We start from the raw sequence: 26,914 nt of genomic DNA, 5'->3' as shown, positions 1-26,914 counted from the left end.
TAAGTTATGCCTTATCCAAAATTTGATAGGAGTCGACTGGAAGTAAAAAGACTGGTCGATAGAAAAAATAAAGTTTATATTGAAAAAGATCATATTCCGGTTGACCATCAGCCGGAACATTTAAGTGAACGAGGGGTTCAGCTAATTGAGAAAACAGCAGAACGTATTCGAAAGGCGAGAAGATTAAACCGTTCGGTTATGCTTACTTTCGGTGCACACACCATTAAAAATGGAATGGCTCCAACACTCATCGCATTAATGAAAGACGGTTGGGTTACGCACCTGTCAACCAACGGAGCCGGCATTATCCACGATTGGGAATTTTCATATCAGGGAAAATCCAGCGAGGATGTGCGTGAAAACGTAAACCTTGGCCAGTTTGGAATCTGGGACGACACTGGGTTTTATATCAATCTGGCTATAATTGTTGGCGCCTACGAAGGACTTGGTTACGGCGAAGCTGTTGGAAAAATGATTAAAAATGAAGGTTTGGAAATTCCTGCACTATCAACTTTATATAAACAGGTGCAGCAAAAGATGGAAAGCGAGCCTGCCGCCGCCGCCGGAGCAGTTGATTTGGCAAGTGCAATTCAACAGTTTGGCTTGAAGCCGGGCTGGATGGAGGTTGCACACCCTTTCAAAAAATATTCAGTACAGGGAAATGCCTATGCATTAGGAATTCCTTTTACTGGTCACCCTATGTTTGGACACGATATTATTTACAATCACCCGATTAATCACGGGGCTGCTATTGGACGTACTGCATTGACCGATTTCTTGTATTTTGCAGAAAGTGTAAGCAATCTCGAAGATGGAGTTTATCTTTCGGTTGGTTCGGCAGTGATGTCGCCCATGATTTTTGAAAAATCACTCTCAATGTCTCAGAATGTTGAAATTCAAAACGGTAACCATATCGATAATCATTATATGTTGATTGTGGATTTAGCGGAATCTGACTGGGATTGGGCGAAAGACGGGGAACCACCGATGGATAATCCGGCATACTATTTACGTTACTGTAAAACGTTTAATCGAATGGGCGGAGAGATGCATTATCTGACAGCCGATAATCGCGATTTTCTACTTGCTCTTTATCAAAAGCTTCAGAGCTAAATAATTACTGCAACCTAAACCTATTTTATGGCTAATCAAACTTTTAGACGAATTAGAACGTATGTGTTTGCAATTGGTTTTTTTTGTCTGTTTGTTTTTACTGCAAAAGGACAAAGTTTTTCACATGCGTTTACCGATGATGAATTTATTTCCGACTGGTTGATTTGCGGGCCTTTTCCAAGTGATGAAAACGAAAATATCAATACTGATTTTTTACTTTCTGATGGAGGTGAAACTAACATTAATCCACAAATTGGTAAAAGCTATCTAAGTAATTCAATACCCAATGGTAAGGTGAAGTGGCAATATGCAAAAGCAGAAAAAAGCGGACGCCTTAATTTTCGTGAATTGGTAGAGCCGAACCAAAAAAATGTGGTATATGCAGCAGCCGTAATTGAATGTGAGCATGCCCAGCCTGTTGTTTTGAAATTTGGAAGTAACGACAGGCTGAAGGTATGGTTAAATGGGAAACTCATTCATTTTTATAGCCAAGTTCGTGCCGGTGGCCCCGATACTGATCATATTCCGGTTGGACTTAAAAAAGGGAAAAATCTGTTGCTGGCAAAAGTCGATAATGATGGGGGAAACTGGTGGTTGTATGCCCGTTATAAAAAACTTGACCGGGTTGATGATAATCTTTTCGTTTGGGGACCGGTGGTAAGCGAAGCTGCCAAAAGAATTTCAAAAAATGAGATTGCCGACTTGTTTGATATTATGGTTTTTAATGTTTCAGAATCTGAAACAGGGCCATTTTCCTTTGGTGTTGAGAAAGAACGGGGAAGGAAAGAAAAGACGCTTGTGGTTGAAAAACTTGCTCCCGGAGGATTTGAGTGGCTAAATCTGGAATCGCCGGTGGAGGAAGATTTTCTTGGAAAAAAACTAAATGCAAAATTATTTATAAAAACAGCACAAACCCAAAAAAGATTTTCTGTAGAAACGGAACGGAGTGATGTAAACGATGGGAAAACTTATTTAGTTCAGGGGTTTCATGTTGATCCTGTTTGGCGAGACAGCCAGTCGGGTTACCAGGCAATGTCTTTTTCTAATTTATATCAGTTTTTGCGTGCCGCCCAGGTTGACCCGAATTTTGGTTTGTTTTTGCATGAAATTGCTTATTTGAAACCATACTACGCAGAACACCCAAAAGAACGAGCAATGATTCGGGAGATGATAAAAACGGGCCAGATTGAAACAGGAGGTTCCTACAATCAACCCAATGAAACTTCCATTTCAGGCGAGGCTTTTATTCGCAATGTTTTGTACGGTCGTTTGTTTCATGAAAATGTTTTGCACGATGCCCCTAAAGTTTATACGCCGTGGGATGTGTTTGGGCATATCATTCAGTTGCCGCAAATTCTTGCAAAATCGGAGTTTATTGGTACAACGTGGGAACGTGGAAATTACCGTTCTCCTTTTGTTCGGGTTCCCGGAGTACCGGATGTATATCACTCCTTGTCACCCGATGGGACTGCACTTTTGAATCGAAAAGTTTCTTATGTATATCGTGGATTCTCAAGCAGTAATTTTCATGATTTGGATTTGAACACCCGTAAACATTTTAAAGAACAAATAGAGGAGCAGCAAAGCGAAATTCCGGGTATAAAATATAATTTCATTTTGGACGCACTCGATGAAAAAGCACCTACTCCATGGTATATCGGCAGGTCGGATATTTTTAAAACTTTTGTTCCCGGGGTTACAACACGCCCCGATGGAGCTGAACAATATTTTAAGGATATAAAAGAACAGGAAAATGAAGATAAGCTGGATATTCCACTTGTTTCCAGAGATGAATCGCAATACAACGAAGGCTGTGAATTATCCCGCTTCGATTTAAAAATGGGCAATCGTCTGGCAGAGAATACAGTTCTTTCTGCTGAAAAATTTGGAACTATTGCAAATTTAATGGGGCAGGCTTATCCTGCTTTGGAACTGGATAAAGCCTGGCGTCAGTTACTATATGGCCAGCACCACGATGGAATTACCGGTTGTGGAGCCGATGTTCCTTACCTGGATTTGACAGAGGGATACCACGAAGCGCTGGATTTAAGCAGTAAAGCCTTGGCTGATGCACAAAGTTTTATTGCAGAACAGGTACAAACGGATGCGCAAAAAGGTATGCCCCTGGTGGTTTTTAATCCGCTAAACTGGGAGCGAAACGATAAAGTTTCTGCTGTTCTGAAGTTTGAAGAACCGGTAAAGGCATTCAAAATGGTAGATGAGAACGGGAATATTTCAGCTTTGGAAATGGAAGTTTTGGAAAAAATAAACGGAAAGATTAGCATTGCAAATGTCCATTTTATGGCGAATGCAGTTCCTTCGGTAGGCTACAAAACGTATTGGGCAGTTCCTGTTGATGGAGATAATGGAAATTCAGAAACGAAACACAGTACAACTTTTAAAATTGAAAATGAATTCTTTTCCATTACATGCGATGAAAATATGGGCGGCGGGATTACCAGCATTATTGATAAATCTACTGGCAAAGAGTACATAAAAAAAGAAACAGGCCATCCGGGAAATGAATTGATTCAGTTAAAAGAAGGCCCGGGTTTTGAACCGGCCTGGCGTTTTATAACTACCGGCGAGAAGAAATTTTCAAAAGATACTCCCTGTAAAATTGAAGTGGAAGAAAATGCACTTGGAAAAAAATTGATTGTAACCGGAGAGATGGATCGAATGAAAAATCGGATTCAGGAAATTACATTGTATAATGGCGTGCCTCGCATCGATTTCCGTACAACGCTGGTGGACTACAAAGGAATGGACGGGAAAAACCTTATTGAAAATGACGACCGGGCGAGGAAAAACGATCGGGATTTGTATTGTATTGGTTTTCCTATTGATTTGGACGGCGCCATTCCTGTTTTTGAAGATCGCTTTGCAACCAAAAGTTATTTCAAAAGCAAAGGGTATTTGGAATACTACAGTACCGATGTGGCCTGGACTTCGCGCCATGCCATGAATTCGTGCAACAATTGGCTGGATTACAGTTATTCTGTAAAAGTTGATTTTGGAAACGCTGGTTCAGTGGCTGTTGGCCCGGCTGAAATAATTACACCGCAAAAGGGAAATGCACGAAAATTAGGGTTTTCGCTGATGGAGGCTCTGGCCAAAAAAGGAGTTACGGCAACCCCTTCTTTTGATTCGGTTGAAAGAGGCGAAGATATTTTGTATCGTCATTTTAGTTTTTCGTTGGGAATTCAGGGAGAGAATAAATACACAAAAAAATTGTATGCCAAATTAAGTTCGTCACAGAAAAAGCAGATAGATAAAAATATTAAAGAAAATGGTTTTGCCTATTTCTTTACAACCGATAATGAAATCGACAGCGCATGGTTTGCTTTGCCGGTACTTGCTGTTATTGCAAAAGACGATGCAACTTTGGAAAAAGCAGTAAACTTAATCGTTTCTGGTCTCGATAAAAACAGTACAGTTAAAATGGACGAAGCTGTTTGTATGGCAAATCTGGAAAACAGTGTACCTGATTATGGAATGGCACTGTTAAACCGGGGAAATATTGCCGTGAGCATCGAAAATGATGGAACAATGGTGTTGCCATTAATGCATACCATCCCCTGGCAATCGCCTCTGCTAACCTGGACGCACGATTTCCCGGAACGAAAAACCCATGTTTTTGAATATGCGCTGGTTCCGCACAAAGGAAACTGGAGGGATGCTGATTTGGTGAAAAAAGGAATGGAATTTAACAATCCGTTGATGGCGTGTCAGACTAGTATTCATTCCGGCAAATTACCTGCAGAAAAGAGTTTCTTTAGTACAGAAGACAATAATGTAATTATATCAGCCATCAAACCGAAAACAAATGGCGTTGAGGCTTATTCTGGCAAAGTAGCTACCGACGTAAACAATGGAATTGTTGTAAGGGCTTATGAATCTAATGGTTCTGTTGCCAATTTGAAATTGAATTCTTCTTTTCCTGTAAAAAAAGCAGAGAAAGTAAATATGATGGAACGGAATCCGGAAACAGTGACCTTTTCAAGTGAAGGACTGTCTTCGGAAGTAGGAGCCAATTCCATCGAAACTTTTTTATTGTCGTTGAAGGGAGAACGTGAAAATGCGGTTGCTCAAAAGCCGCAAACAGGCAAGCGAATTTATACGCCGTTCTGGGAGCATAACAGTGGTGCCGCCCCAACCGGGAATTTACCTGTTACTTTAAAAATATTAGGAGATCTTAATTCATTTAACAACAGTAATGGACATGTAAAAGTGCAGGCTTTGGAAGTGTCGGTTACCAACGATTATACTGATATGGCGGTTGACGGGAAAATAAAACTAACAACGCCTCCCGGAATCCGGGTGGTTCCTGATGAAATTGAATATCACGTAAATGCAGGTGGTGAACAGGTGTTTCCGCTATCTATAGTTTTAGAAGGACACGGTGCAATGCCTGGTTTTGTAGTTGCTTCAACCAATTTACAGGGAAGTGAACTGTTTGATGTATTGGAATACAATCTTCCAGAAAAATCATTTGGACACAATAAAACTGAACTAAAAGCTGAACAAAAGTTAGATTGGGCTTCTGAAATAAAAGATAATGAACTTGTTATCACAATTACAAATCCTTTTGCTCAGGAAATTTTTGGAAACGTTTCCATTATTGGTCCGGTGGAAACATGGGGCATGGCGGAAGTAAATCCAATTCAATTAATAAATGTGGAAGATTGGCAGCAGGATTTTTCTGTGGAAGCTAATGGAATTCAGACACTGATTTTCAAATTGAACGATGGAAGTATTCTTCCGAAGGAGGATGTTGCAGCGTGGCTGGCGGCCAAACTCACCTATTTCGGATACACAGATTACATGCCTGTTTTGGGAAAACTGGAAATGGAAGAGGAACCTGTTGGTATTTCTGAAAACAGGTGAGCACAATATATCTTGATAACTAAACAAAATGGATAAAGAAGAAAAACAAACCACAACAACCCGAAGAAAATTTATTAAAACAGCATCGGCTGTAAGTGCGGGTTTTATGATTTTACCCCGGTGCACTATCGGTGGCAAAGGTTTTGTTCCCCCAAGCGATAAAGTGAATATTGCTCTGATTGGTGCCGGCGATATATCAATGCATCACCTGAATGAGGTTTTTAAATATGATGATGTACAGATAATCAGTGTTGCCGATCCTGTCAATTATTCGGATAATAAAAGGTTAAATAAAAAGGATAGTGGCCGGGAGCCAAGAAAAAAGTTAATAGAGGAGCATTATGCTCAAAAGACGCCAAATTATACAATTACAGAGTATGAAGATTTCCGGGTAATGCTTGAGAAAAATAAGGCAATTGATGCTGTTATTTGCTGTACTCCGGATCATACCCATGCATATGTTTCTTTGTTCTCGATGAGGGCAGGGAAGCATGTTTACTGTCAGAAGCCCTTAACACATAATATTTGGGAAGCACGAAAAGTACGTGAAGTAGCAAAAGAAACAGGTTTGGCTACCCAGATGGGAAACCAGCTACATGCGCTCGACAGCATCCGGCAAACGGTTGAATATCTCCGCTCCGGTGTAATAGGAAAAGTACATGAGGCTTATTCGTGGGTTGGGGCAACAAGGTATCTGAAAGGACTCACGGGGTATCCTCCACAGGAGATGAAAGTTCCCCGGGGTTTTAACTGGGATTTGTGGGTTGGCCCGGCTGCATTTCGCCCATACAATAATGCATATGCTCCATTTACATGGCGTGATTTTTGGGTTTTTGGTAATGGAGCACTGGGGGATTTTGGTTGCCATGATATGGATGCGGCAACCTGGGCATTTGACCTTGAAGCACCAGAGAGTGTGCAGGTATTTCCTGCCGGGAACAGGGGGAGCAATGAAATTACCCCTTATGGAGAAATAGGTCATTTTTATTTTGCTGAAAGAGGCGACCAACCACCTTTAAAGCTGACCTGGTTGTCAGGAGGTCTTTTACCGGAACATCCTGCCGTTTTGCCTCGAAATGTCAGGCTTAAGTCAAGAGGTGCTATGTTTATTGGTGAAAAAGGGATTATTTTAACCAATGGCGGAGCTAGTGGTTCTCCCGAGATTTATCCGGAAAGCCTGCGGGAATCTTTTACGCCACCGCCACCTTCACTTCCACGCTCAAAAGGGCATCATCGGGAATGGATTGATGCCATTAAAGGAGGTCCTGAACCTTTATCAAATTTTGAATATGCTTCCAGACTTACTGAAATAACGCTTTTGGGAGTACTATCCCTGCGGATGGGTGGGGAGAGGATATATTGGGATAGCAAAAATATGAAAGCTGTTGGACTTCCCGACGCTGACCAAATTATACGAGAACCTGTAAGACAGGGATGGGAAATGAGTTAGTAGAATATTATCCTAAAAGGGAATTGAAATTATATTCCTGTGTTGGGAATCAATAAATCAAATACGAAAAAAATATTTTATCCGAAAATTGATATGGCGAAAATAGTATCTTCTTTTATTCTGTTAGGTATTTTATTTCAGATTAATTTATCTGCTCAAAATACACCCCGTGATGGAAAATTACTTCGTGGTGAGGAATGGCAACAATTCGTTCCAACAAAGAAAGCTGATTTTTATGTGGCAAAAAATGGGAACGATAGTTGGTCTGGAACAGTGTCTGAGCCCAATGCAGCAAGAACTGACGGGCCATTTGCCACGCTAAAAAGGGCGCAACAGGCGGTTCGGGAACTAAAATCCGAAGTCTACCTACCAAAAGAAGAACCGGTGGAAACCAGGTATATCGGTTCGCCACATCAATATGGAAAAGGACGTGATATTTTGGTAGCCGTTCGCGAAGGGTTTTATTCGCTTGATGAGCCACTTGTTTACTCTCCGGAAGACGGTGGTGAGCGTGTAGAAACCAATTTGCCGTCGGGTGCTTTTGAATATCATAAATTAAAAGACTACTATGTAACTTACGCAGCCTATCCGGGAGAAAAACCGGTTATTTCCGGAGGTACATTAATTACCAGCTGGAAAAAGAATGGAAATGTCTGGAGTGCACCATTTTCTGCCGATACAGCCGCTATGCTGGTGGTAAACGACAGACGTCAAATGCTGGCTCGGACACCTAATGAAGGATATTTTGTGCCCCCGGCTATTTCCCCAACAACAAGTGAATTGCTTTTCCGAAAAGGTGAGATTAAAAACTGGAAGGAGATGGAAAAGAATCGTGTTGTCATGTTGCTTCGCTGGCACACGGGAATCAACAAAATTGTTTCAGTGGATGAAAAGAAAGGTATTGCCACATTTCAGTCGCCACAGGAAGGGGTGGTTATTGTGCCGCCGCGTTATTACATCGAAAATATCAAAGATTTGCTGGATGCTCCCGGCGAATGGTATTTTGACAGGAAACAAAAGGAAATCAGTTATATTCCTGTTGACGGGATTAAAGATCCAAACCGAGCCATTGTTTCTGTTCCACATCTCAATAATCTTATCTCAATGGAAGGAAAAGTGGGAAAACCAGTCAGAAACCTAAGATTTTACGGGATTACACTGGAAGGGACAACAGCCGGCAATAGTGCTGTAAGTATGGAATATGCTCATGCCTGCGAATTTGTAGGTGGAGAAATACTTTCCTGCAGCGGAACCGGAATTTTCGTAAAAAAGGGATGTTATCAAACCCGCATTCTCGATAATCATTTTGAAACTATCGATAATGGAGTGGTGTATTGTAAAGGTCCTGAAAATCCTGTAGATGGCAGAGATATAGTTCGTGAAACAACCATCTCGAACAATAAAATTTACGATTGCGGAGGTAACAACATTTATGCTGCATATACTTTATTGACAACTATTTCGCACAATTACATTACCAAAACGCGCGGACGTTATGCCATCGATGTTGGTGGGTGGTCTAACCTGGAAGAAACCATTGATGGCAGTTACCTGGTGGAATATAATCATCTCGATGATGTGCAACGCGATGCCGATGATTCGGGTGCGATTAAAACTGCCGGAATAACTTTTAATTCCGTGGTGCGCCGGAATTTGATTCATAATGTACATGCCGGATTCTTTAATGATAATGTGGGATTTTGGTTCGACAATATGTCGTTGGGATGGACTTCAGAGGAGAATATATTTTATGATCTCGAACAGGGGGAAATGAAATATTGCGCTGCTTTACCCGAGGATAACATTTACCGGAACAATTTTAAAATTGAAGCACCGGAGCATTCCCCTGAACTGATTATTGAGGGTAAACCCGAATTCAGCGAAAAAAACCTGAAAGTGGAAGCCGCTTCAATAACAGCTTCAGGTGCTGTTGTTGCCGGTAGTGTTGTAACTGTTTCAGCCGATGTTTTTAACAAAGGTTCATCAGGAATGGCACCTGTGGAATTCTATGTAGACGGAAAAGTATATTCAAAAAAATTGTTTCCGGTGATAAAAAATAACGCACGTAAAATTGATTTTGAAATTCGTATGTACGATGAAGGTGAGCACAGTTTTGCCATTGGCTCAACACCTTATCAAACAATACATGTGGCAGGAAATAGGCCGGAAGTCGTTTTCGAGGATTTTCAACTTCAAAATAATCGTGTGCTGAAAGGTGAACAGGTAATAGGGCAGGTTGTAGCCCGAAATCTTTCCAGCACCTCTCAGAAATTAAATGCCGGTATTTTTCTGGATAATAATAAAATTGCTGATGTCCCGGTTGAATTGTCTGCCGGAGAATCTGCTCCGGTTGCATTCGCAACCGAGGCACCCATCGGAGATCATCTAATCCGGATAGAAAACAGCGCAGAAAAATCATTACAGGTTTTTGATGCCGTTTCGCTCGATATAAAAAAAATGGATGTACTTCAGTATTGTTCGGCAAAAGCAAAACCTTTTGAAATGGACATAGATACCAAAGAAAACCGTTTTAAAATTACTGCAGGTGGCTCCGATTTTTTTCATGCGGAAGACTCATATGCTGCGGCATATACAAAAGAAATAAAAGGCGATTTTGTAGCGACAGTGAAAATCAGCCAATTTGGAAACCGTACCAATGAATGGTTTAGGGCAGGGTTGTTTGTGCGAAATGATATTTCAAAAAGTTTTGACGTACAGCCTGGAAGCAAAGGTTCTGTGTTGGTTTTTGCCACACCCGGTCGTGCGGGAATTGAATACGATGAATTTGCAAATGGTTGTATGCACAAAGCAAATAGTGAAAATCTGCCGGAAGATTCCAAAACACCCATTTACCTGAAAATAGTCCGGCATGGAAACAGTTTCAGCGGGTATATTAGTCTCGACGGTAAAAATTGGATAATCGAGCGGCACACCTCAGAAATTCCCGGGATTAACGACATCGTTGATTTGGGATTAGCCGCCGGTTCGCCGGATAAAAAGCAATATTGGGTTGAATTTACCGACTGGAAAATTGAAGTACAGAAATAACCATATAACATATAGTATCATGGGGAAAGTATTGACTGTTTTTATTTTTTTGCTAGGTTTTCTTCTGGTGCGTTGTAGCGCTCCGGAAAATGTCAAAAATGATGATGTATGGAATTATGCAATTTCACGTAAAGATGATTTAAGTTTAAGTGTATATGTTACTGCCCATACAGTTCAAAAAATGTTTGCAACGGAAGAAGGGCGAAGAGAAACTGTTTCTTTGTTGCGTTGTAATGGAATCTCCAGGGTTTATGTTGAAGTCTACCGGAGTGGTTTGGTCGTTTCTCCTGAATTGTTGGAAGAGAGTGTCGCTTTTCTGCAGAATAATGGCTCTGAAGTCGTTGGTGGGATTGCAACCGTTCCTGGTGGCGATTTTGGTGTAAAACAGGAAGGAGTCCTGGGCTGGTTTAACTGGCAAAATGAAAAAACACAAAATGATTTGCGAAATGTGATGAAGGATGCTGCTCCGCTGTTTGATACATTTATTATTGACGATTTTTTATGCACAGCAGATACCAGCCGGGAATCTAAAACAGCCAAAGGTGACAGAAGCTGGTCGGAATACCGTCGTGCACTGTTAACAGAGCTTTCAGAGTCAGTTTTCATTCAACCCGCCAAAGCTGCAAATCCCGATATCAATATGATTATAAAATTTCCGCAGTGGTATGATCGGTTTCATTTGTTTGGTTATGATTTGGCAAAAGAACCTGCGCTCTTTGATGGAGTTTGGGTGGGCACTGAAACACGTGGACAATACACCCAGCGTTTCGGTTTTGTACAGCCTTACGAAGGATTTATTAATTACCGCTGGATTTCAACACTGGCCGGCGACAAAATGGGTGGTGCCTGGTTCGATCATGGCGATTGTACCGATTTGGATTTTATTGAGCAGGCATGGCAATCGGTTTTGGCAGGAGCAAAAGAGTTGGTGATTTTCAATTTTGGCAGCTTTATTTCCGGTCATCCCGGTCATCATTTATTGCGACAGGATTTTGAAAAGCTGGCAGATTTGGCTGCTGCCGTGGCTAAAAATCCTATTCAGGGTACTGTGGCCTACAAACCTCCCAATAGTGATGCAGGGGGAGATCTGTATTTAATGGACTATATGGGGATGTTTGGGATTTCACTCATTCCCGAATCCGAATATCCTGAAGATGCAGAGGTAATATTTCTTCCTACACAGGCTGCTGCAGACAATGCGGTAATTGAAAAAGCAATTCAGTCCCTGAACAAGGGAGCAAAAATAGTTGTGACCACCGGATTCCTGGCTCATGCAAAAAACGGTGAAAAACTGGCTAAACTCGCTCAAATCAAATGGCCGTTATCTCCTGCTAAAACAATTACTCAATCAGTCATAAACAATGGAAAAGCAGAACAGATTGAATTTCCGATGAGCATGGATTATAAAATCGTACCAGAAGGAGCTAAAACGCTTTTAACAACCGGAGATTTGTCGAACAACGCTTTTATGGTTCAAAATGAAAGTAAAAATATTGCTGTTATAAATACCCATACTTTTTCACAGGAGGATTTTGATGCCGTTGGCGAAGTGCTGCTTTGTCCGCGACAATTGGGCTTATTGGAAGTTCCCCGGCAATGGGCTAATACCATCCGGAAATCTTGTCAACAGAATAATTTACCGGAAATAAATGCACCAACAAGAGTAACTTTTCAAAACTTGTCGGATGGTAGTTTTGTTATTCATAACTATAACAGAGCGAAAACATTGGTGGAAATAAATTTGATGGAGAAGAGCCGGTTAGTGGATGGTTTCACAGGTGAAATACTTCAACCTGAAGGACAGGTTTTGAAGTTGGAAATGGCTCCCCGTTCAAGAGTTTGGTGTAAAAAAGTAAATTAAGTGATTATGTACAGGAGATTTTTATTTGTATTTGTTTTAGGAGTAATTCTGGCGACAAATGTTGTCAGTCAAAATAGTAAATCGCAAGATGGTGAATCATTTTCATTTGCGTTTCTTACTGATATTCATTTAAAGCCGGAGATGAATGCCCCTAAAGGCTTTCAGATGGCTATTGATAAAGTGAATGAATTAAATCCGGATTTCGTTTTGACCGGCGGAGATTTGGTTTATGACGTCATGCGGGGAAATCAGGCACGTGGTGATACCCTTTTTTCATTGTATAAAAAGATGAGCGCAGGTTTTAATATGCCGGTATACAACACGCTGGGAAATCATGATTTGTTTGCTATTTATGCAGAAAGCCCCGAAACCAGTGACCATCCCGATTATAAGTACGGAATGTTTGAACGATATATCGGAAAAACATATTACTCTTTTGACCATAAAGGTTGGCATTTTATTGTATTGAATTCACTGGATGTTACCGAGAATAAGAGATACACAGGCGTTTTTGGCGAGGAGGAATTAAAATGGTTAAAAAATGATTTGGCAAAAGTAGACACCCTGACACCGGTTGTTTTGACCACGCACCTTCCTATGATTACATCACGGGCGCAGGTTAAAGGAAGCAATGGCAGAGGAAACGTCAGTAATTCGGCTGAAATATTTCAAATGCTGGAAAATTATAAATCAGTTTTGATTTTACAGGGACACATTCACTGGAAAGAATATGGTGTTATCAACGATCGCATCCATTATATTACAGGTGGTTCCATTGCCGGAAATGGCTGGAAAGGCCGTCGGCACAATACAAAAGAAGGTTTTGTGCTGGTGCATGTAAATGTTGATGATTTTACATGGGAATATGTAGATCATGGTTGGGAGGCGGAGCGTTTAAAAAATGCGAAACTTCGAGAATAAGTCAAATTTTGACCTGTTGATTTAAAAGCGTTGATAATTCAGACAAAATAACATTAGAAAATGCCATAATAGCGTTTTCTCTTTTTCCAAGGTCAAAATATTTTTATGCGAAAGATTTTTGCAATGGGGAGAACTTTTATTTTTTTATTTCTGATAATTATTTTTAAAGTTATCGTATCCTGCGATCAATGTAATCAATTTGATTTGTCGAAATCCACGATTTTGGTTTCTCCTTCCATAAAAGAGCCGGTACGGCAATCTGCTTCCGATATTTTAGTAGAAGAGGTTGGTAAGCGAACGTCGTTTAGATTGATCGAAAGTGAAACCTGGCAGGGGAAAACAGTGATTGCCCTGGCGCTTTCCGGCGATGAAGATTTAAAAGGAGTTGCCTTGCCTTTGAGGGAAGGGAGCAATTTGCCTGAAACAAAGAAAGAAGGCTTCCGCATTGTTCAGGAGAAAAAAAATGGTAAGAATATTCTCTGGATCATTGGTGCCGATGCCCGTGGCATTTTATATGGAATTGGCTGGTTACTTCGCATTGCAGAAATCCACAACGAAATTTTTCAGTTGCCTTCCAATACAGATTTTGCATCTTCACCGGAATATCCTATTCGGGGGCACCAGTTTGGTTATCGGAATACGGCGAATTCCTGGGATGAATGGACCGTAGAAGAATTTGATCTGCATTTTCGTGAGCAGGTACTTTTCGGAGCGAATAGTTTTGAAAATATTCCATTTGAAGACAAGTCGGTTTTAATGAAATATACTCCTTCTGAAATGAATATTCGCTTGAGCAAAATATGCGAAAAATACGATGCAGATTATTGGGTATGGACACCGGCTTCGTTTGATTTAACAGACGAGAAATTTCGCACAGAGGAGATAAAAAGGCATGAAGAATTTTATAAAGCTTGTCCGAGGCTTGATGATGTTTTTATTCCGGGAGGTGATCCGGGGCACAATCATCCAAAGGAAGTTTTGCCTTTTATGAAAGAGCTTGCAACGCTTTTGCATAAATATCATCCGGATGCAGGAATTTGGGTTTCGTTGCAGGGATTTAACGAGGAAAAAGTACGTTATTTTTTCAATTATTTGGAGAAAGAAAAACCTGACTGGCTGGCTGGTGTGGTTTATGGACCCGGCAGCCCGCCCATAAAACTGGAACGTGAATTATTACCTGAGAAATACGAGCATCGTTTTTATCCTGATATTACGCATACAGTTCGTTGCCAATACCCTGTTCCGCGTTGGGACCAGGCTTTTGCACTCACGTTGGGAAGGGAAGCTACGAATCCGATGCCTGAATATTACAAAACCGTTTTTCAACAGGATTCGCCATTTACCAATGGTTTTGTTTCCTATTCTGACGGTGTTCACGACGATGTAAACAAAGTACTTTGGAGTGAACTGGGCTGGGATTCAAAAAAAGATATTCATCAAATTGTAAGAGAGTATTGCCGTTTCTTTTTTGGCTGGAATGTGGCAGAAAAGGCTGCAGAAGGAATTTTTGCTTTGGAGCAAAACTGGCTTGGGCCTATTAAAGAAAACGCAACAATCGGACAAACACTGGAATTATGGAAGATGCTGGAAGCGGAGAATCCACAACTGGTCGATAACTGGCGATGGCAACAATTGGTAATGCGCGCATATTACGATGCCTACATTCAGCAGCGCAACGATTACGAAAAAGGCTTGGAACAACAAGCTTATGAAGTCTTGGCAAAAGCAAATTCTTTGGGAGCCGAAAAAGCGATGGAGGAAGCACTGGCTGTGCTGGAAAAAGCAAAAAAGAAACCGGTTGCGCAGGATTTGAGAACAAAAGCTGTTCAATATTGCGAAGATTTATTTGAGTCAGTGGGGTTGCAAACAAGTGTTGAAAGATATCATGCCCGCGGAGCAGAGCGGGGCTGTGTTCTCGACTTTATTGATTATCCCTTAAATAATATTTGGTGGCTGGAAGATGAGTTTGCTAAAGTTCGCGAGATGAATTCAGAAGAAGAAAAAGTGGCATGGTTCGATTTTATTCGTAACTACGAAACTCCCGGAGACGGAAGTTTTTACGATAATATTTCCAGTGCCGAAGCAAAACATGTTGTTTCTGAAACCGACGATGCCATCGACTATTTATGGGAGAATAATGGCAAAAGCAGAAAACGACTTTCTACACAATTGTTTCAGTTTACACCGATTTTGAAATACGATGAACTCGATCCGAATACCAATTATTTGATTCGGATTGCCGGCTATGGTGAGGCATTGTTACGTGCCAACGGTGAGCCGCTGAAGCCAACCAAATATGAAAAAGGATATGAACAGTTTAAGGAATTTCCGTTGCCAAAGCGACTTATAAAAGATGGAAACCTGGCTATTACTTTTGATAAACCTGAAAATGAAGAAAATATTAACTGGAGGAAACAGTCGCGGGTAACTGATGTGTGGATATTAAAACAAGCCCCCTTCTGATTCCCCCGAAGGGGGAAAGCTGTAAACTTTTTTTAGGATGTGTCAGACAGGTTCCTTTCAAATATGTAATAAAAGTGATATTGGTAAGAGATTCAGATAAAAAGGCAGGTAATAATCACCCCTCCTTTGGAGGGGCTGGGGAGAGGCTGTTCCCGCTTTTTGGTATCGTAACCGTACTAAACACACCATTTACAACCGATAACACAATCGATTTAACGGCACTGGAAAAGAACCTAACCGAAGCAGTAAATGCCGGAGTTGCCGGCTTCCTGGTTCCTGCTATGGCTTCAGAAGTGAGTAAACTTTCTGAAACCGAACGTCTAAGCATGGTAACGGCCGTAATGGAAGAAGTAAACGGGAAAGTCCCTGTAATTGCCGGTGCCGGAGAAGCCGAACTTTCAAAAAGCAAAAAACTGCTCAAGGATTATATCCAGAGCGGATGCAAAAATGTGTTGTTTCAAATACCTTTTCAAAACCAAGAGCAGTTCAAAAAACATTTTATGGAATTAGCTGACCTTGGACCGGAAATGATTATGTTGCAGGACTGGGATTCATCGGGATATGGGTTACCCGATGAACTTATTTTGGAATTGTTTAATAAAGTGCCTGCTTTTCGTTGTCTGAAGGTTGAAACGGTGCCTGCCGGAGTGAAATATACCAGAATCCTAAAGTTAACTGAAGGGCAGCTAAATGTTAGCGGTGGCTGGGCCGTTACACAAATGATTGAGGGGCTGCAACGTGGAGTACACGCTTTTATGCCAACGGGGATGCATTACATTTACACCTCAATCTATCGACTTTATAAAGAAGGAAATACGGATGAGGCCGAAAAATTATTTCAACAAATTTTGCCTGTACTGGCTTTTTCCAATCAACATCTCGACATATCCATTCACTTTTTTAAAAGATTATTGTACCAACAGGGAATTTATTCAACACCCATTGTCCGTGTACCGACTCTTCCATTCGACAATATTCACAAGGAAATTGCTGATAAACATATAGCGAAAATCATTTGCCTGGAAAATCAATTAAAGGCAGCTGCATATAAGTAACAGGGACATTTGAACAAAGTTTTTATAGTAGAGACCACTGTTTTATTATTAAAGCATTATTGTTTCTTTTTATCGTTTTGAATAAAAAGCTTTTGATTAGGTAAATATTTGTGAAGTATAATCGGTGAAAAACAGATAGTTTGTATTATTTCAATGTAAAATAGTTATTACTAATAATTAATAAATAACAATGCAAATACTAAAGAATTTATTTCAGGTGAGTGGCGATTTGAACGGAATTACGTTTGATTTACAGGGCGCTTTGTGGAATGATGCCAACTCCTATGTGTTAAAAACAGATGCCGGTTTAATTATGTTTGACTGTGGTTGCGGTGACACCATGGAGCAGATTTTTAATAATATGAAATACTGGGATTTGTCACCTGACGATATAAAATATTGTATTCTTACTCACGCACATTATGATCACACAGGGGGAGGGCACATCTTAAAAGAAAAAGGGGTGAAATTTATTGCAATAAAAGAAACAGCAGATTCTGTTCAATCGGGTGATGAACGTTGCGCTGGTTATCTTTATCACAAAAAGTTTAATTCTTTTGTTGTAGACCGGGTTGTAGCTGATGGCGATGTAATCGACGTTCTGGGAGTAAAAATTAAAGTAGGACACTACCCGGGACACACTATGGGATGTACAGCTTATTCATTTGATTACCAAGGCAAAAAAATAACGGTGAGTGGTGATATTATCGGAACCTTGTTGGCTGGTGATTTTGGCTGGGATGGGTCTTTTGATTTTGATAAGAAAAAATATATTGAATCGCTACGGAAATTTGCCCAGGTTGATATGGATATTATGTTGCCCGGTCACGGAATGATTTATTTCCATAAACCACAATGGCGCGTAGAAGAAGCATATAACAGTGCTTTGATACAATGGCGTTAATTTGAAGATTTAGTATAAGATAGTTTTGTCGTTGTTTTTTATATAAACGGCGAAATAACCGATAATTCATATTTATCAGTATATTTACTGATAAATGTGAACTATTATGAGTTACGCAACAGTATCGGCAGATGTGATTTCTTACACGTCCTTAACCCAGACAGAAAAAAGGGAACTTGAATCAGTAATAAAACAATTGCTCGAAGATTTGTCGGAGAATTACGCCGACCAGAGGTTTTTTGGACGACTTGTACAAGGAGATTATATTGAATGTGCTCTCGCTGATGCTGCTGCTTCCCTTCGCATTGCACTTTTATTAAAGACCTATGTAAAATCCATAACTTTCAATACAAAAGGAAATAGTAAGTCCAGACTTAAATATTTTTCGGAATATGGTATTCGTTTGGCGGTTGCTGTTGCTCCATTGACTATTTTGGATGCAAAAAATGGAGTTATAGACGGGGATGCCATTTATTTGTCAGGGAGAACAATTAAAAACTTCTCCACTTCCAACAAACAAAAGATAATAATTAAAAATACGATGTTTTTCCGCAGTTCCGAAAAAAAACTGGAAGAACAGTTCGATGTTGTTTTTACTTTATTAGATACCATTCTTTCAAGATGTTCAGCAAAACAGTGCGAGGTAATATTTTATAAGTTAATGAATTTCAGTGAAAAAGAAATTGCTCGTAAACTCGGAAAGTATCAGTCTACTATTAGTCAGCATTCTACTGCTGCAGGATGGCTGTCCATAGAAAAAGCAGTTAACCACTTCGAAAACACTTTTCAATAATGGAAATTAAGTTAATTCTCTTACAAATAATTGCTCATCTTCTTGCAGATTTTATTTTTCAAACCCAAAAGATGAGCGATAGAAAGGCTCAAAAAATACTTTCGCCCAGCCATGTTTATCATGTGTTGATTGTTGGAATAACCAGCTATGTATTATCGTTTGATTTGGGCTTTTGGAAAGCGGCTCTTTTGCTTACAATAATTCATTTATTAACTGATATTTTTAAAAGTTGGCTGGTGTTAAAAAATAAAACAAGAAGCTATTTTTTTCTCGACCAGTTTATCCATCTTATAACAATTGTAGGAATTGTTTTTGTCTATTCTTTCTTTTTTGAAATAGACTTTTTAATTGATTTAAATCTGAAAATCGTTGCTGTTGTAGCCGCATTTGTGTTTTGTGCTAAACCGTCCAATATTTTTATAAAATATATATTTGAAGCTTTTTCGATTGAAACACCTGAAGAAAATTCCGAAAATCCGGGAGAGTAGAGTCTTCCTAATGCCGGAAAATTGATTGGAATTGTAGAACGATTCCTTGCTTTGGCATTAATTATTATGGGACAATACCAGGCAGTAGGCTTGATTATTGCTGCAAAATCAATTTTGCGTTTTAAGGGTGTTCAAAAAAGTGAATATGTGTTAATCGGAACCCTGTTGAGTTTTGGTATCGCAGCTTTTTCCGGAATTTTAGTGAATATGATTGTTTAACGGTAAATTTACCGATATTTTATATTTAACGGTAAATAAACCGATAAGATTATTGATTTAAATCTTAGAATTCTAATTTACATTTTATTACGATAGCCAAATATATAAAAACAGCGTAATCAGTGAAAGAATTCCCAGATGAAGGCGCCAGTCGCTAATTCCTTCAAATTTAGCCACGGCCATTTTGTAATTGATGGTTGTTTTCTCCAATTTTTCCGGTGCTGTCTTTTTTGTAAAAGCTGATACTCCAAATAAAACACCGGTTATTAAAAACTCAGCCCACAATCCGCGATAACCAAAATTTAAGGTGAGTTTATAGTGAAGAAACGGAAAGATTTGCTTTCCGGCTTCAGCACCAATCAACTGATCGATAACAAAAATAGTAGCCAAAATAACTCCAACTACAACAGAATATGCTGCTCCTTTCAAAGTGACTTTCTTGCTGATAATACCAAAAAATATGGCCGGAAAAACCGGGATTACCAGATATGCAGAAATGGTTTGCAGGTACTTGTATAAACCTTCTTCATTTTTGTAAACAAGATATGTTGCACCAATGCCTAGGAAAGTCACCAAAAGGATAATTATACGTCCGAGTGTTACCTGCTTTTTTTCGGATATGGAAGATCTGAATTCTACTACAAAGTCGCGCACCACAAGTGTTGAAACCGAGTTTAAAACTGCAATTAACGAGGTAATTAAGGCTGCCATCAAAGCTGCGAGCATTAAACCGCGCAGTCCGCTTGGAAGGAGCTTATTCAGCAGCAAAACAAAGGTTTGTTTTGACTCTTCACCTGAAAGTTCACCCGGGAAAAGTGCAAAGGCAATTACACCCGGCAGGGCGAATAAAAAGATGGGGAAAAGTTTTAAAAATACGGCAAACATAGATCCCCAACGTGCCTGTTTTAAGTCGGGCGCCGAAAGTACACGCTGTACATTTACCTGGTCGATTCCCCAGTAAAAAATACCGGCATAAAAAGCTGTTGCCAGAATTCCCCAAAACGGATACACCGGGTCATCGTATGGCGCGGCTATGGTCATCATTTCCGGCGCTTTTTCCATCAATCCTCCCCATCCGCCAACTTTATCAAGCCCGATGAAAAGCATAATTGATGCGCCGATTATCATTAGTACAACCTGAATTGTATCAGAGTAAGCTACTGCAGTAAACCCACCAATAATGGTAAAGATGGCTACTATTATTCCAATGTATAAGGCTGTGGTCATAACGTCCCAACCTAAAATACTATTTAAAACCAATGCTCCTGCAAAAAGTGTAAAAGCCAGTTTGGTCATTACACTTATCACCAGCATCAAACCGGAAAAGAAAACACGCGCCATTCGGTTATAACGTAATTCCAGAAATTCAGGAATGGTGTAAATTTTGTTTTTCATGTAATAAGGAAACAAAATAGCGCAGGCAAAACCAAGCGTGATTGCACAGGTTAACTCGACCGAACCCGCCGAAAGACCATAACGGTACGAATCGCCTGAAAGTCCAACCAAATGTTCTGCTCCAATATTCGTTGCAAACAGTGATGCGCCAATTACCGGCCATTTGATCGAGCGGCCACCAAGAAAAAAATTCTTGCTATTTTCTCCGGCATTCTTCCGGTAGGCCATGTACAAGCCAAAAGAAAGGCTCCCGACCATTACAACGGTTAATACAATCCAGTCGAGCGAGGTGAGTGATAAGTTCATTTTAGAGTTAAGGTTTATATGTTGGTTATTTTATTTCGTTATTCATTTTTAAATCGGACTTCCACTTTGTTTATTTGACTATAAGAATGAACGAATTTTAATAGTAATCTTTGTATGTGAAAATTATTGTTTTGCAAGTATAATGTCCAGACGCTGTATACTTTGAACCATGGAACGAACAGTATGATAATTAATTTTCCACGAATGTCCCATATGAGTCCAAATCGGCTCACCTTTTCTGGAAAGCAGCGGGTACCATTCGCCAATCCCTTTATTTACAACTTTATCGAATACAAAACGATGTACATTTTTGTAGGCTTCCCAGTATTTTTTTTCGTTAAACAGAATGACTCCGTCGAGCATTCCGATAAGTACTTCGGCTTGTTGCCAAAATTCCTTTTCTCTATCGTAAACGCCGCCCGAATGTGGCCCTTCTACATAAACACCACCAAATTCAGTATCGATTCCATTGTCAACCGTGTGATCGAAAATGATTTTAAATGTTTCCGCATAGGATTCCGGTGATATTTTCAGGATTTCCAGAGCATGAATCAGCAGCCATGCAAATTCAGCATTATGCCCGTAACATGTATTGTCGGTAGCATTTCCTTTTTGTCCTTCCTCTGAAAAACGATCCCAGCCCCAAATAATGTCAAACTTAATTTGCGGTGCAACGGTCCAGTCTTTAAAAAACTGCGGAATCCCGGTTTTATATTTAGGGTGGTTAATAACATTTAACAACAAATCAATATCTTCCAATAATTTCCGGCGGTGAACTTCTTTCCCCGAACATTCATAAAGTGTAGTAAATGCTTCCATCAAATGCATGTGTACATCCAACGTTTTGCGGTCGCCACCTGCGCTGCCAGGTCCTTTCAGTGTCCAGTCGCGGTGAAACATTTCCCAGTAACCACCGTAGCGACTGTCCACGCAATATTTTTGAAGCATGTCAAACACTTTTCCGGCATATTCAATTCCACGTTTGTCGCCCGTAGCCAGTGTATATTCACTCAACGAATAAATGGCAAAACTGTGTCCGTATATAATTTTTTCATCGATTTTTACATTTCCTTTCCGGTCAACCATCCAGTAGAAACCGCCGAACTTCTCATCCCACATTTTATCCAGTAGAAAATCTGCTCCGTGTTTGGCTAACGCTGCCAATTCACCGTTTCCATATCCTGCGCGGTGTGCAGAAGCGATAGTATATAAACACCGGGTTTGTGTAATCAGCGATTTTTCATCTTCGCCGGTGTCGTTTCCCTGTTGATCAAAATGAGTAATAAAACCGCCGTTTTGTTCATCTCTCATGCGGGTGGTCCAAAAGGGGAGGAGTTCGGTGGTAAGGTGTTGAAAAGCTTCATCCCGGAGGTTTTTAATTTCCGTTTTGTCCATAATTTTTGTTCGCTTAATGTTGGTTATTTTCTTTTACAAATCATTTAAAAACAGGAATCCGCGCTTCAACAAAAATATACCCGATAACTTCTCTGTTTCTTTTCTTATTTTGTTGAATATGCAGGTAATCCAGCACTGAATATACTACTATTTATTTTGTTCCCCAAACTAATATTTTGTCTAAAAAGCATGGATTTTTAACTGAATTCGAACGAATATGAAAGTTGAAGAAATTTGTTGGGATCTGGTGAGTTTTTCGGGCTAACGATGAGACGGTTCAGGAGCTTTTTAAGTTTTACTTATCTTATCAGATACTTTTATTAAGGTATTTATGTTACGGGTTGTGATATCTTTTCCAAAAAGCTGCTCCAGAATTCCCATTGCTTTTATTGTTTTTGTTTTGCTTAAATCCAAAATACATTCAATATGTTTATCTTCAATTCTAATAATTTGAAATGAACTGTCTTCTGAATACCACGGTAGTTCTATATCTACCTGGGTGACTTCCGGTAAGAAAGTAATATATAACCTGATATCTTTTGTGATTTCGATATTTTTAAACGGTTTGTCGTCAACAATTTTTTTTATTTCATCCCCTTTTCTTATTAATACCGGAATCGGAAATCCAAAAGCTTTTTCCAAATGAATTGCTATCTTCTTTTCCAGTTTCTTTTCATCTTTTTCTTTTATGTCAAAAATGATATTTCCCGAATTAAGCAGGGTAATAATATTTTTAGAGCCGATCTTTTCCATCTCTTTTCGAAGATCTGCCATTGGGACTTTATGATGTCCACCAACATTTATCCCACGCAAAAAGGCAACATATTTTTCCATAGGGTTTTCTTTATCTGTTTGAATTTATACATACGAAAGCCGGGATTGTTTGATTCACCTGCAATATTTTGCTTTTTGGTTTATTGTGATACCGAAGGGAATAATAAGGTGTCGTTCTTAATATGTTTGAGGATTTATTTTAATGAAATCATCGCTGGTGCTCCTGAATTTAAAATACATGTCTTGGTCTCGGAATGATTCCAAAATGAAACGGGCTATTCAGAATTGGTGAACAGCCCGTTTTTTATTGTTCGAATTTATTCTATTTTTTTAAAGCCGGTGTTGAATACGGAGGATGTGAATCATCTTTTTTTCCTTCGTTCTTAACAAGTTTAAGTGCTTCCTCAACTGCTCTTACCAACTGAGGATCGATTCCTTTTGCGAGAGATTTGGCATCCTGCCTCACTTCGATATCAGGAGCAACGCCTTTATTTTCCGCAATCCACTCTTTTTTCACCGGATCATAGACCGCGTTCGTTGGAGCTGTTAACGCGCCTCCGTCAACCAAACTGTAATGTACAGCTGAGGCTACCAGCCCACCCCAGGTTCTTGTTCCGATAAGTGGCCCCGCATTCTGATGGCGGAATACCCATGGGAAAAAGTCGCCGCCTGATCCAGCCAATTCGTTTATCAACAAAACTTTTGGCCCTAAAATTCCGGCGGGTAATATCCACGGTTTTCCATCTTTTACTTCGTTTGTTACTGCTGCTCTCAGCTTCCGGGTCATTAAATCCACCATATAATCATCCAGTAATCCACCTCCGTTAAAACGCTCGTCGATAACTGCACCTTCTTTGTCCTGCTGCGCAAAGAAATAACGGTTAAACGATACAAAACCGTTGCTACTGGTATTTGGAACCCACACATAAGCCAGTCTGCCGTTTGACAAGCTGTCAACCAGCCGGCGGTTATCTTCAACCCAGGCACGTTGACGCAATCCGCTTTCGCTTCGAATCGGTTTTACAGTAATTGTCCACGAATCTTTAAAATCAGGTTTGTCGTTAACTTGCAAAACGGTTTGAACGCCTGCCGTTCCATCTAAATATTGATACAAATCTTCTTCTGTAGTTAGCTCTTCACCATTTACACCTACAATGTAATTACCGGCTTTTACTTTCAACCCCGGTTCTTCGAGCGGACTCGATAAATTAGGGTTCCAACTCTCGGTTGTGTAAATTCGTTTAATTTTCCAGTAGCCTTTTTCAGGAATAAAATCTGCCCCCAACAATCCCACGGAATTTCTCTCTGTATCAGGGTAGTCTCCTCCAAAAACAAAACTGTGCCCAACGGAAAGTTCACCATTTACCTGATCAAGGATATAAGTTAAATCTGCTCTGTGTTTGATATGCGGAATAAGAGGTGCATAACGGGCATGAACCTGTTCCCAGTCGCGGCCATGCATATTTGGTGCATAAAAATAATCTTTTTCATAACGCCAGGCTTCCTCAAACATTTGATTCCACTCCTGCGAGCGGTTCAATTTCATTTTTAATTCCACCTTCAGGTTTTCACCATCTTTCCCATTCGGTTTGGTTGCATCCATTACCTTCCATGAACCACCTACTCTACCAAGGATTTTTTTACTGTCAGCCGACAAAGAAACACTTCCCACACCTTCTACAAAAGGAGTAGCTTTTTGGTCTTCCAAAGAGAACTTTTGTAGTGTTAATCCAGGTGAGTTTGAAATTCTTTCGCCAATAAATACAGTACCTTCAGGTCCGGCTAAAACATATTGATAATTTCTGACAGGTATCGGCAAAGCAATTATTCTGCGGTCAATTCCTTCAAAATCTATTTTTATAGAATCATCTTTTTCTTCATCCTTCTTTTTTTCTTCTGATTTTTTGTCCTCCTTTTTGTTGTCTTTCTTATCTCCGTCGTTCTCCTTGTCCTCTTTCACTTCTTCTTCATCGCTTTTTAGTTTAAAAGGTGATGCCTCGTCTTTTTGAAGATTGACAACATAAGCGGCATATTCTGGATTGGCAGTCATTGCACTGGTGTTTGCCCATCCTGAACCCAAAGCAAGTTCAGTACTGGCCAAAAAGTAAAGGTGTTTTTTGTCGCAGTCGAAGGCAGGAGAAAATGCATCAGCCAGTTCATCAGTGATCGTTGTGATACTTTTGTTCTCTACCGACCACAATTTGATTCTCCTAAAGTTATTATCGCCTGATTTCGAGTAAGCCAGCCATTTTGAGTCAGGAGACCAGGTTAATCCTAAAGAGCCTCTTTCCTGATTATTTCCGGCCAAATCAATGGTTTGAATATTCCCTGATTCGACTTCAATAACACGGATTCTAACATCGTCATCATCAAAAGCAATATATTTCCCGTCCGGCGACCAGGTGGGTTCCCAGCCTAAGTTCGATTCTCCAATAGAGATGCTTGTGGCTTCGCTTAATCCGTCCTGATTTCCAATCAATAATGAATAGTTTCCACCTTTGTCAGAAAACCAGGCGATTTTATCACCTCTTGGCGACCAAACAGGAGTCCTGTCGGCAACATCCGAAGAGTTTGTCAGGTTTCTTACATTTCCGTTTTCAACCGGAATCGTAAAAATTTCTCCACGTGATTCCATGATTGCCCTTTTTCCGGTAGGTGAGAGCGACGCAGAACGAACCGAGTTACTCACATCCTCCCATTTTTCATCAGCCCAGGGGAAATCTCCGGCAATGGTGATATTAAGTTGTGTAATTTCATTATTTGTAAGATTGAGCAGGTTTAATAAACCCTTGTGTTCAAAAACAAGTTGGTTTCCCTTCCCGGCTACCCATTTTACATCTGTTTCGGAGAAATGAGTGATTTGTTTTAGTTCTTTTGTTTTTGGCGAATACGACCATATATTTGAAATCCAGTCCCGGTCGGAAAGAAAATAAATTTGCTCACCCAGCCACACCGGTTTAATATCAATAGTTCTTTCATTTGGCAGTAATTCTTCCGACATGTCGTTTATGTTCAAAATAACCAATGGCGTATTTTGTCCACCGCGGTAATTTCTCCATTCTCCATCCCAGCGGGAAACCCGGTCGATAACGATTTGTTTTCCATCTGGTGAAAATGAGCCATCGGCGCCCCATTGTTCGGTAAGCAATTCAGAAGGACCGCCGTCCTTTGATACAGTCCAGAGTCGATCGTAACCTGTTGGGGCAGTTTCTCGTGATGTTGAATATAAAATATATTTACCATCGGGGGTCCAGTCGCAAACAGTTGCAGAACTGGGATACCAGGTTAATCTTTGAGGCATTCCACCTTCTACCGGTACGGTATAAACAGCGCTTACTCCTGAACGGTTAGAAGAAAAAGCAATGGTTTTTCCATCAGGTGAGAAATGGGGATTGCTTTCTACAGCACCTGTATTGGTTAGTCTTTTAGTTTGATTTGTCTCCAAATCGGTTACCCAAATATCACTGCCATAGGTAAAGGCTACATGTGTTTTGCTAAGTGCAGGCTGGCGCAACAGTTTAGTGCCCTGCGCAACTGTAATAGCAACAATACCAACTACAAACAGTGCAGTTAAATACAAATTTTTCATAAAAATTATTTTGAATGATTAATTGATAAAGCAATGAAATGATTCATAAATAAATGGTTTCTAACATTTCGGCAAATCTTGTAGTTTCTACAGAAAGTACTTTGTCATATACCAAATTAGACTTCTTAAATTCAGAATTGTTACAATATACAAGTATCTAATACCATTTTAAATACAAAATGCCGCATTGAAATTTTTTAGGTAGTGTTTGTTTCCGGTTATTGACATTATGGTTTCGGGTTGCATTTCTATT

16 protein-coding genes are annotated in these 26,914 nt (G+C 40.0%); 12 read left to right on the top strand and 4 right to left on the bottom strand.

The window, feature by feature from the left end; genetic code table 11:
* The first annotated feature begins 6 nt into the window (after positions 1–6).
* The 12 genes from K5G00_RS17955 (at position 7) to K5G00_RS17900 (ending at position 19,202) form a co-directional block, all read left to right on the top strand.
* Entirely contained in the window at positions 7–1,113 is a 1,107-nt protein-coding gene (locus tag K5G00_RS17955) for a hypothetical protein (protein WP_238767568.1), read from the top strand.
* Positions 1,114–1,140: 27 nt separating this feature from the next.
* Positions 1,141–6,000, top strand: a complete 4,860-nt coding sequence (locus tag K5G00_RS17950) for a glycoside hydrolase family 38 N-terminal domain-containing protein (protein ID WP_238767567.1) — start codon at positions 1,141–1,143, stop codon at positions 5,998–6,000.
* Between the two features lie 28 nt (positions 6,001–6,028).
* Entirely contained in the window at positions 6,029–7,450 is a 1,422-nt protein-coding gene (locus K5G00_RS17945) for a Gfo/Idh/MocA family protein (protein ID WP_238767566.1), read from the top strand.
* A 93-nt stretch (positions 7,451–7,543) separates the two neighbouring features.
* Positions 7,544–10,498, top strand: coding sequence for a DUF1349 domain-containing protein (locus tag K5G00_RS17940; protein WP_238767565.1), 2,955 nt, complete (start codon positions 7,544–7,546; stop codon positions 10,496–10,498).
* A gap of 19 nt (positions 10,499–10,517) precedes the next feature.
* Positions 10,518–12,359 carry a hypothetical protein gene (locus K5G00_RS17935; protein ID WP_238767564.1) on the top strand — a complete coding sequence of 614 codons (1,842 nt, stop codon included), beginning with the start codon at positions 10,518–10,520 and terminating at the stop codon, positions 12,357–12,359.
* A 6-nt stretch (positions 12,360–12,365) separates the two neighbouring features.
* The gene (locus K5G00_RS17930) at positions 12,366–13,280 is read left to right on the top strand and encodes a metallophosphoesterase family protein (protein ID WP_238767563.1); all 915 of its coding nucleotides are present in this window, start codon (positions 12,366–12,368) and stop codon (positions 13,278–13,280) included.
* Positions 13,281–13,385: 105 nt separating this feature from the next.
* Positions 13,386–15,743 (top strand): hypothetical protein, encoded by a 2,358-nt coding sequence (locus K5G00_RS17925; protein ID WP_238767562.1) that lies wholly within the window; start codon positions 13,386–13,388, stop codon positions 15,741–15,743.
* Between the two features lie 74 nt (positions 15,744–15,817).
* A complete protein-coding gene (locus K5G00_RS17920; protein ID WP_238767561.1) occupies positions 15,818–16,798 on the top strand; it encodes a dihydrodipicolinate synthase family protein in 981 nt (326 codons plus the stop codon).
* A gap of 190 nt (positions 16,799–16,988) precedes the next feature.
* Positions 16,989–17,702, top strand: coding sequence for an MBL fold metallo-hydrolase (locus tag K5G00_RS17915; RefSeq protein ID WP_238767560.1), 714 nt, complete (start codon positions 16,989–16,991; stop codon positions 17,700–17,702).
* A 106-nt stretch (positions 17,703–17,808) separates the two neighbouring features.
* Positions 17,809–18,495 carry a hypothetical protein gene (locus tag K5G00_RS17910; RefSeq protein WP_238767559.1) on the top strand — a complete coding sequence of 229 codons (687 nt, stop codon included), beginning with the start codon at positions 17,809–17,811 and terminating at the stop codon, positions 18,493–18,495.
* On the top strand, positions 18,495–18,983 hold the full coding sequence (locus tag K5G00_RS17905) for a DUF3307 domain-containing protein (protein WP_262921386.1): 489 nt from the start codon (positions 18,495–18,497) through the stop codon (positions 18,981–18,983). The genes K5G00_RS17910 and K5G00_RS17905 overlap by 1 nt, the downstream gene beginning before the upstream one ends.
* A gap of 21 nt (positions 18,984–19,004) precedes the next feature.
* On the top strand, positions 19,005–19,202 hold the full coding sequence (locus tag K5G00_RS17900; RefSeq protein ID WP_238767557.1) for a hypothetical protein: 198 nt from the start codon (positions 19,005–19,007) through the stop codon (positions 19,200–19,202).
* An 87-nt stretch (positions 19,203–19,289) separates the two neighbouring features.
* Here K5G00_RS17900 and K5G00_RS17895 read toward each other — a convergent pair whose 3' ends face one another.
* The 4 genes from K5G00_RS17895 to K5G00_RS17880 form a co-directional block, all read right to left on the bottom strand.
* Positions 19,290–20,903 (bottom strand): SLC5 family protein, encoded by a 1,614-nt coding sequence (locus K5G00_RS17895; protein WP_238767556.1) that lies wholly within the window; start codon positions 20,901–20,903, stop codon positions 19,290–19,292.
* A 123-nt stretch (positions 20,904–21,026) separates the two neighbouring features.
* Complete coding sequence (locus K5G00_RS17890) at positions 21,027–22,298, bottom strand: AGE family epimerase/isomerase (protein ID WP_238767555.1); 1,272 nt, start codon at positions 22,296–22,298, stop codon at positions 21,027–21,029.
* Between the two features lie 288 nt (positions 22,299–22,586).
* Complete coding sequence (locus K5G00_RS17885; RefSeq protein ID WP_238767554.1) at positions 22,587–23,132, bottom strand: DUF1697 domain-containing protein; 546 nt, start codon at positions 23,130–23,132, stop codon at positions 22,587–22,589.
* Positions 23,133–23,394: 262 nt separating this feature from the next.
* The gene (locus K5G00_RS17880; RefSeq protein WP_238767553.1) at positions 23,395–26,661 is read right to left on the bottom strand and encodes a S41 family peptidase; all 3,267 of its coding nucleotides are present in this window, start codon (positions 26,659–26,661) and stop codon (positions 23,395–23,397) included.
* Positions 26,662–26,914: the final 253 nt, after the last annotated feature.

Source organism: Maribellus maritimus (assembly GCF_022267315.1).
Taxonomy (GTDB): Bacteria; Bacteroidota; Bacteroidia; order Bacteroidales; family Prolixibacteraceae; genus Draconibacterium; species Draconibacterium maritimum.
Note: the sequence above shows the minus strand (reverse complement) of the source record. Positions and strands in the feature narration are given on the sequence as shown.

Excerpts from the sequence above, each read along its gene's own strand:
- K5G00_RS17890 (WP_238767555.1), bottom strand. The coding sequence starts at position 22,298 with ATGGACAAAACGGAAATTAAAAACCTCCGGGATGAAGCTTTTCAACAC.
- K5G00_RS17915 (WP_238767560.1), top strand. The coding sequence starts at position 16,989 with ATGCAAATACTAAAGAATTTATTTCAGGTGAGTGGCGATTTGAACGGA.
- K5G00_RS17925 (WP_238767562.1), top strand. The coding sequence starts at position 13,386 with ATGCGAAAGATTTTTGCAATGGGGAGAACTTTTATTTTTTTATTTCTG.
- K5G00_RS17955 (WP_238767568.1), top strand. The coding sequence starts at position 7 with ATGCCTTATCCAAAATTTGATAGGAGTCGACTGGAAGTAAAAAGACTG.
- K5G00_RS17885 (WP_238767554.1), bottom strand. The coding sequence starts at position 23,132 with ATGGAAAAATATGTTGCCTTTTTGCGTGGGATAAATGTTGGTGGACAT.
- K5G00_RS17880 (WP_238767553.1), bottom strand. The coding sequence starts at position 26,661 with ATGAAAAATTTGTATTTAACTGCACTGTTTGTAGTTGGTATTGTTGCT.
- K5G00_RS17945 (WP_238767566.1), top strand. The coding sequence starts at position 6,029 with ATGGATAAAGAAGAAAAACAAACCACAACAACCCGAAGAAAATTTATT.
- K5G00_RS17940 (WP_238767565.1), top strand. The coding sequence starts at position 7,544 with ATGGCGAAAATAGTATCTTCTTTTATTCTGTTAGGTATTTTATTTCAG.
- K5G00_RS17930 (WP_238767563.1), top strand. The coding sequence starts at position 12,366 with ATGTACAGGAGATTTTTATTTGTATTTGTTTTAGGAGTAATTCTGGCG.
- K5G00_RS17950 (WP_238767567.1), top strand. The coding sequence starts at position 1,141 with ATGGCTAATCAAACTTTTAGACGAATTAGAACGTATGTGTTTGCAATT.
- K5G00_RS17895 (WP_238767556.1), bottom strand. The coding sequence starts at position 20,903 with ATGAACTTATCACTCACCTCGCTCGACTGGATTGTATTAACCGTTGTA.
- K5G00_RS17910 (WP_238767559.1), top strand. The coding sequence starts at position 17,809 with ATGAGTTACGCAACAGTATCGGCAGATGTGATTTCTTACACGTCCTTA.
- K5G00_RS17935 (WP_238767564.1), top strand. The coding sequence starts at position 10,518 with ATGGGGAAAGTATTGACTGTTTTTATTTTTTTGCTAGGTTTTCTTCTG.
- K5G00_RS17905 (WP_262921386.1), top strand. The coding sequence starts at position 18,495 with ATGGAAATTAAGTTAATTCTCTTACAAATAATTGCTCATCTTCTTGCA.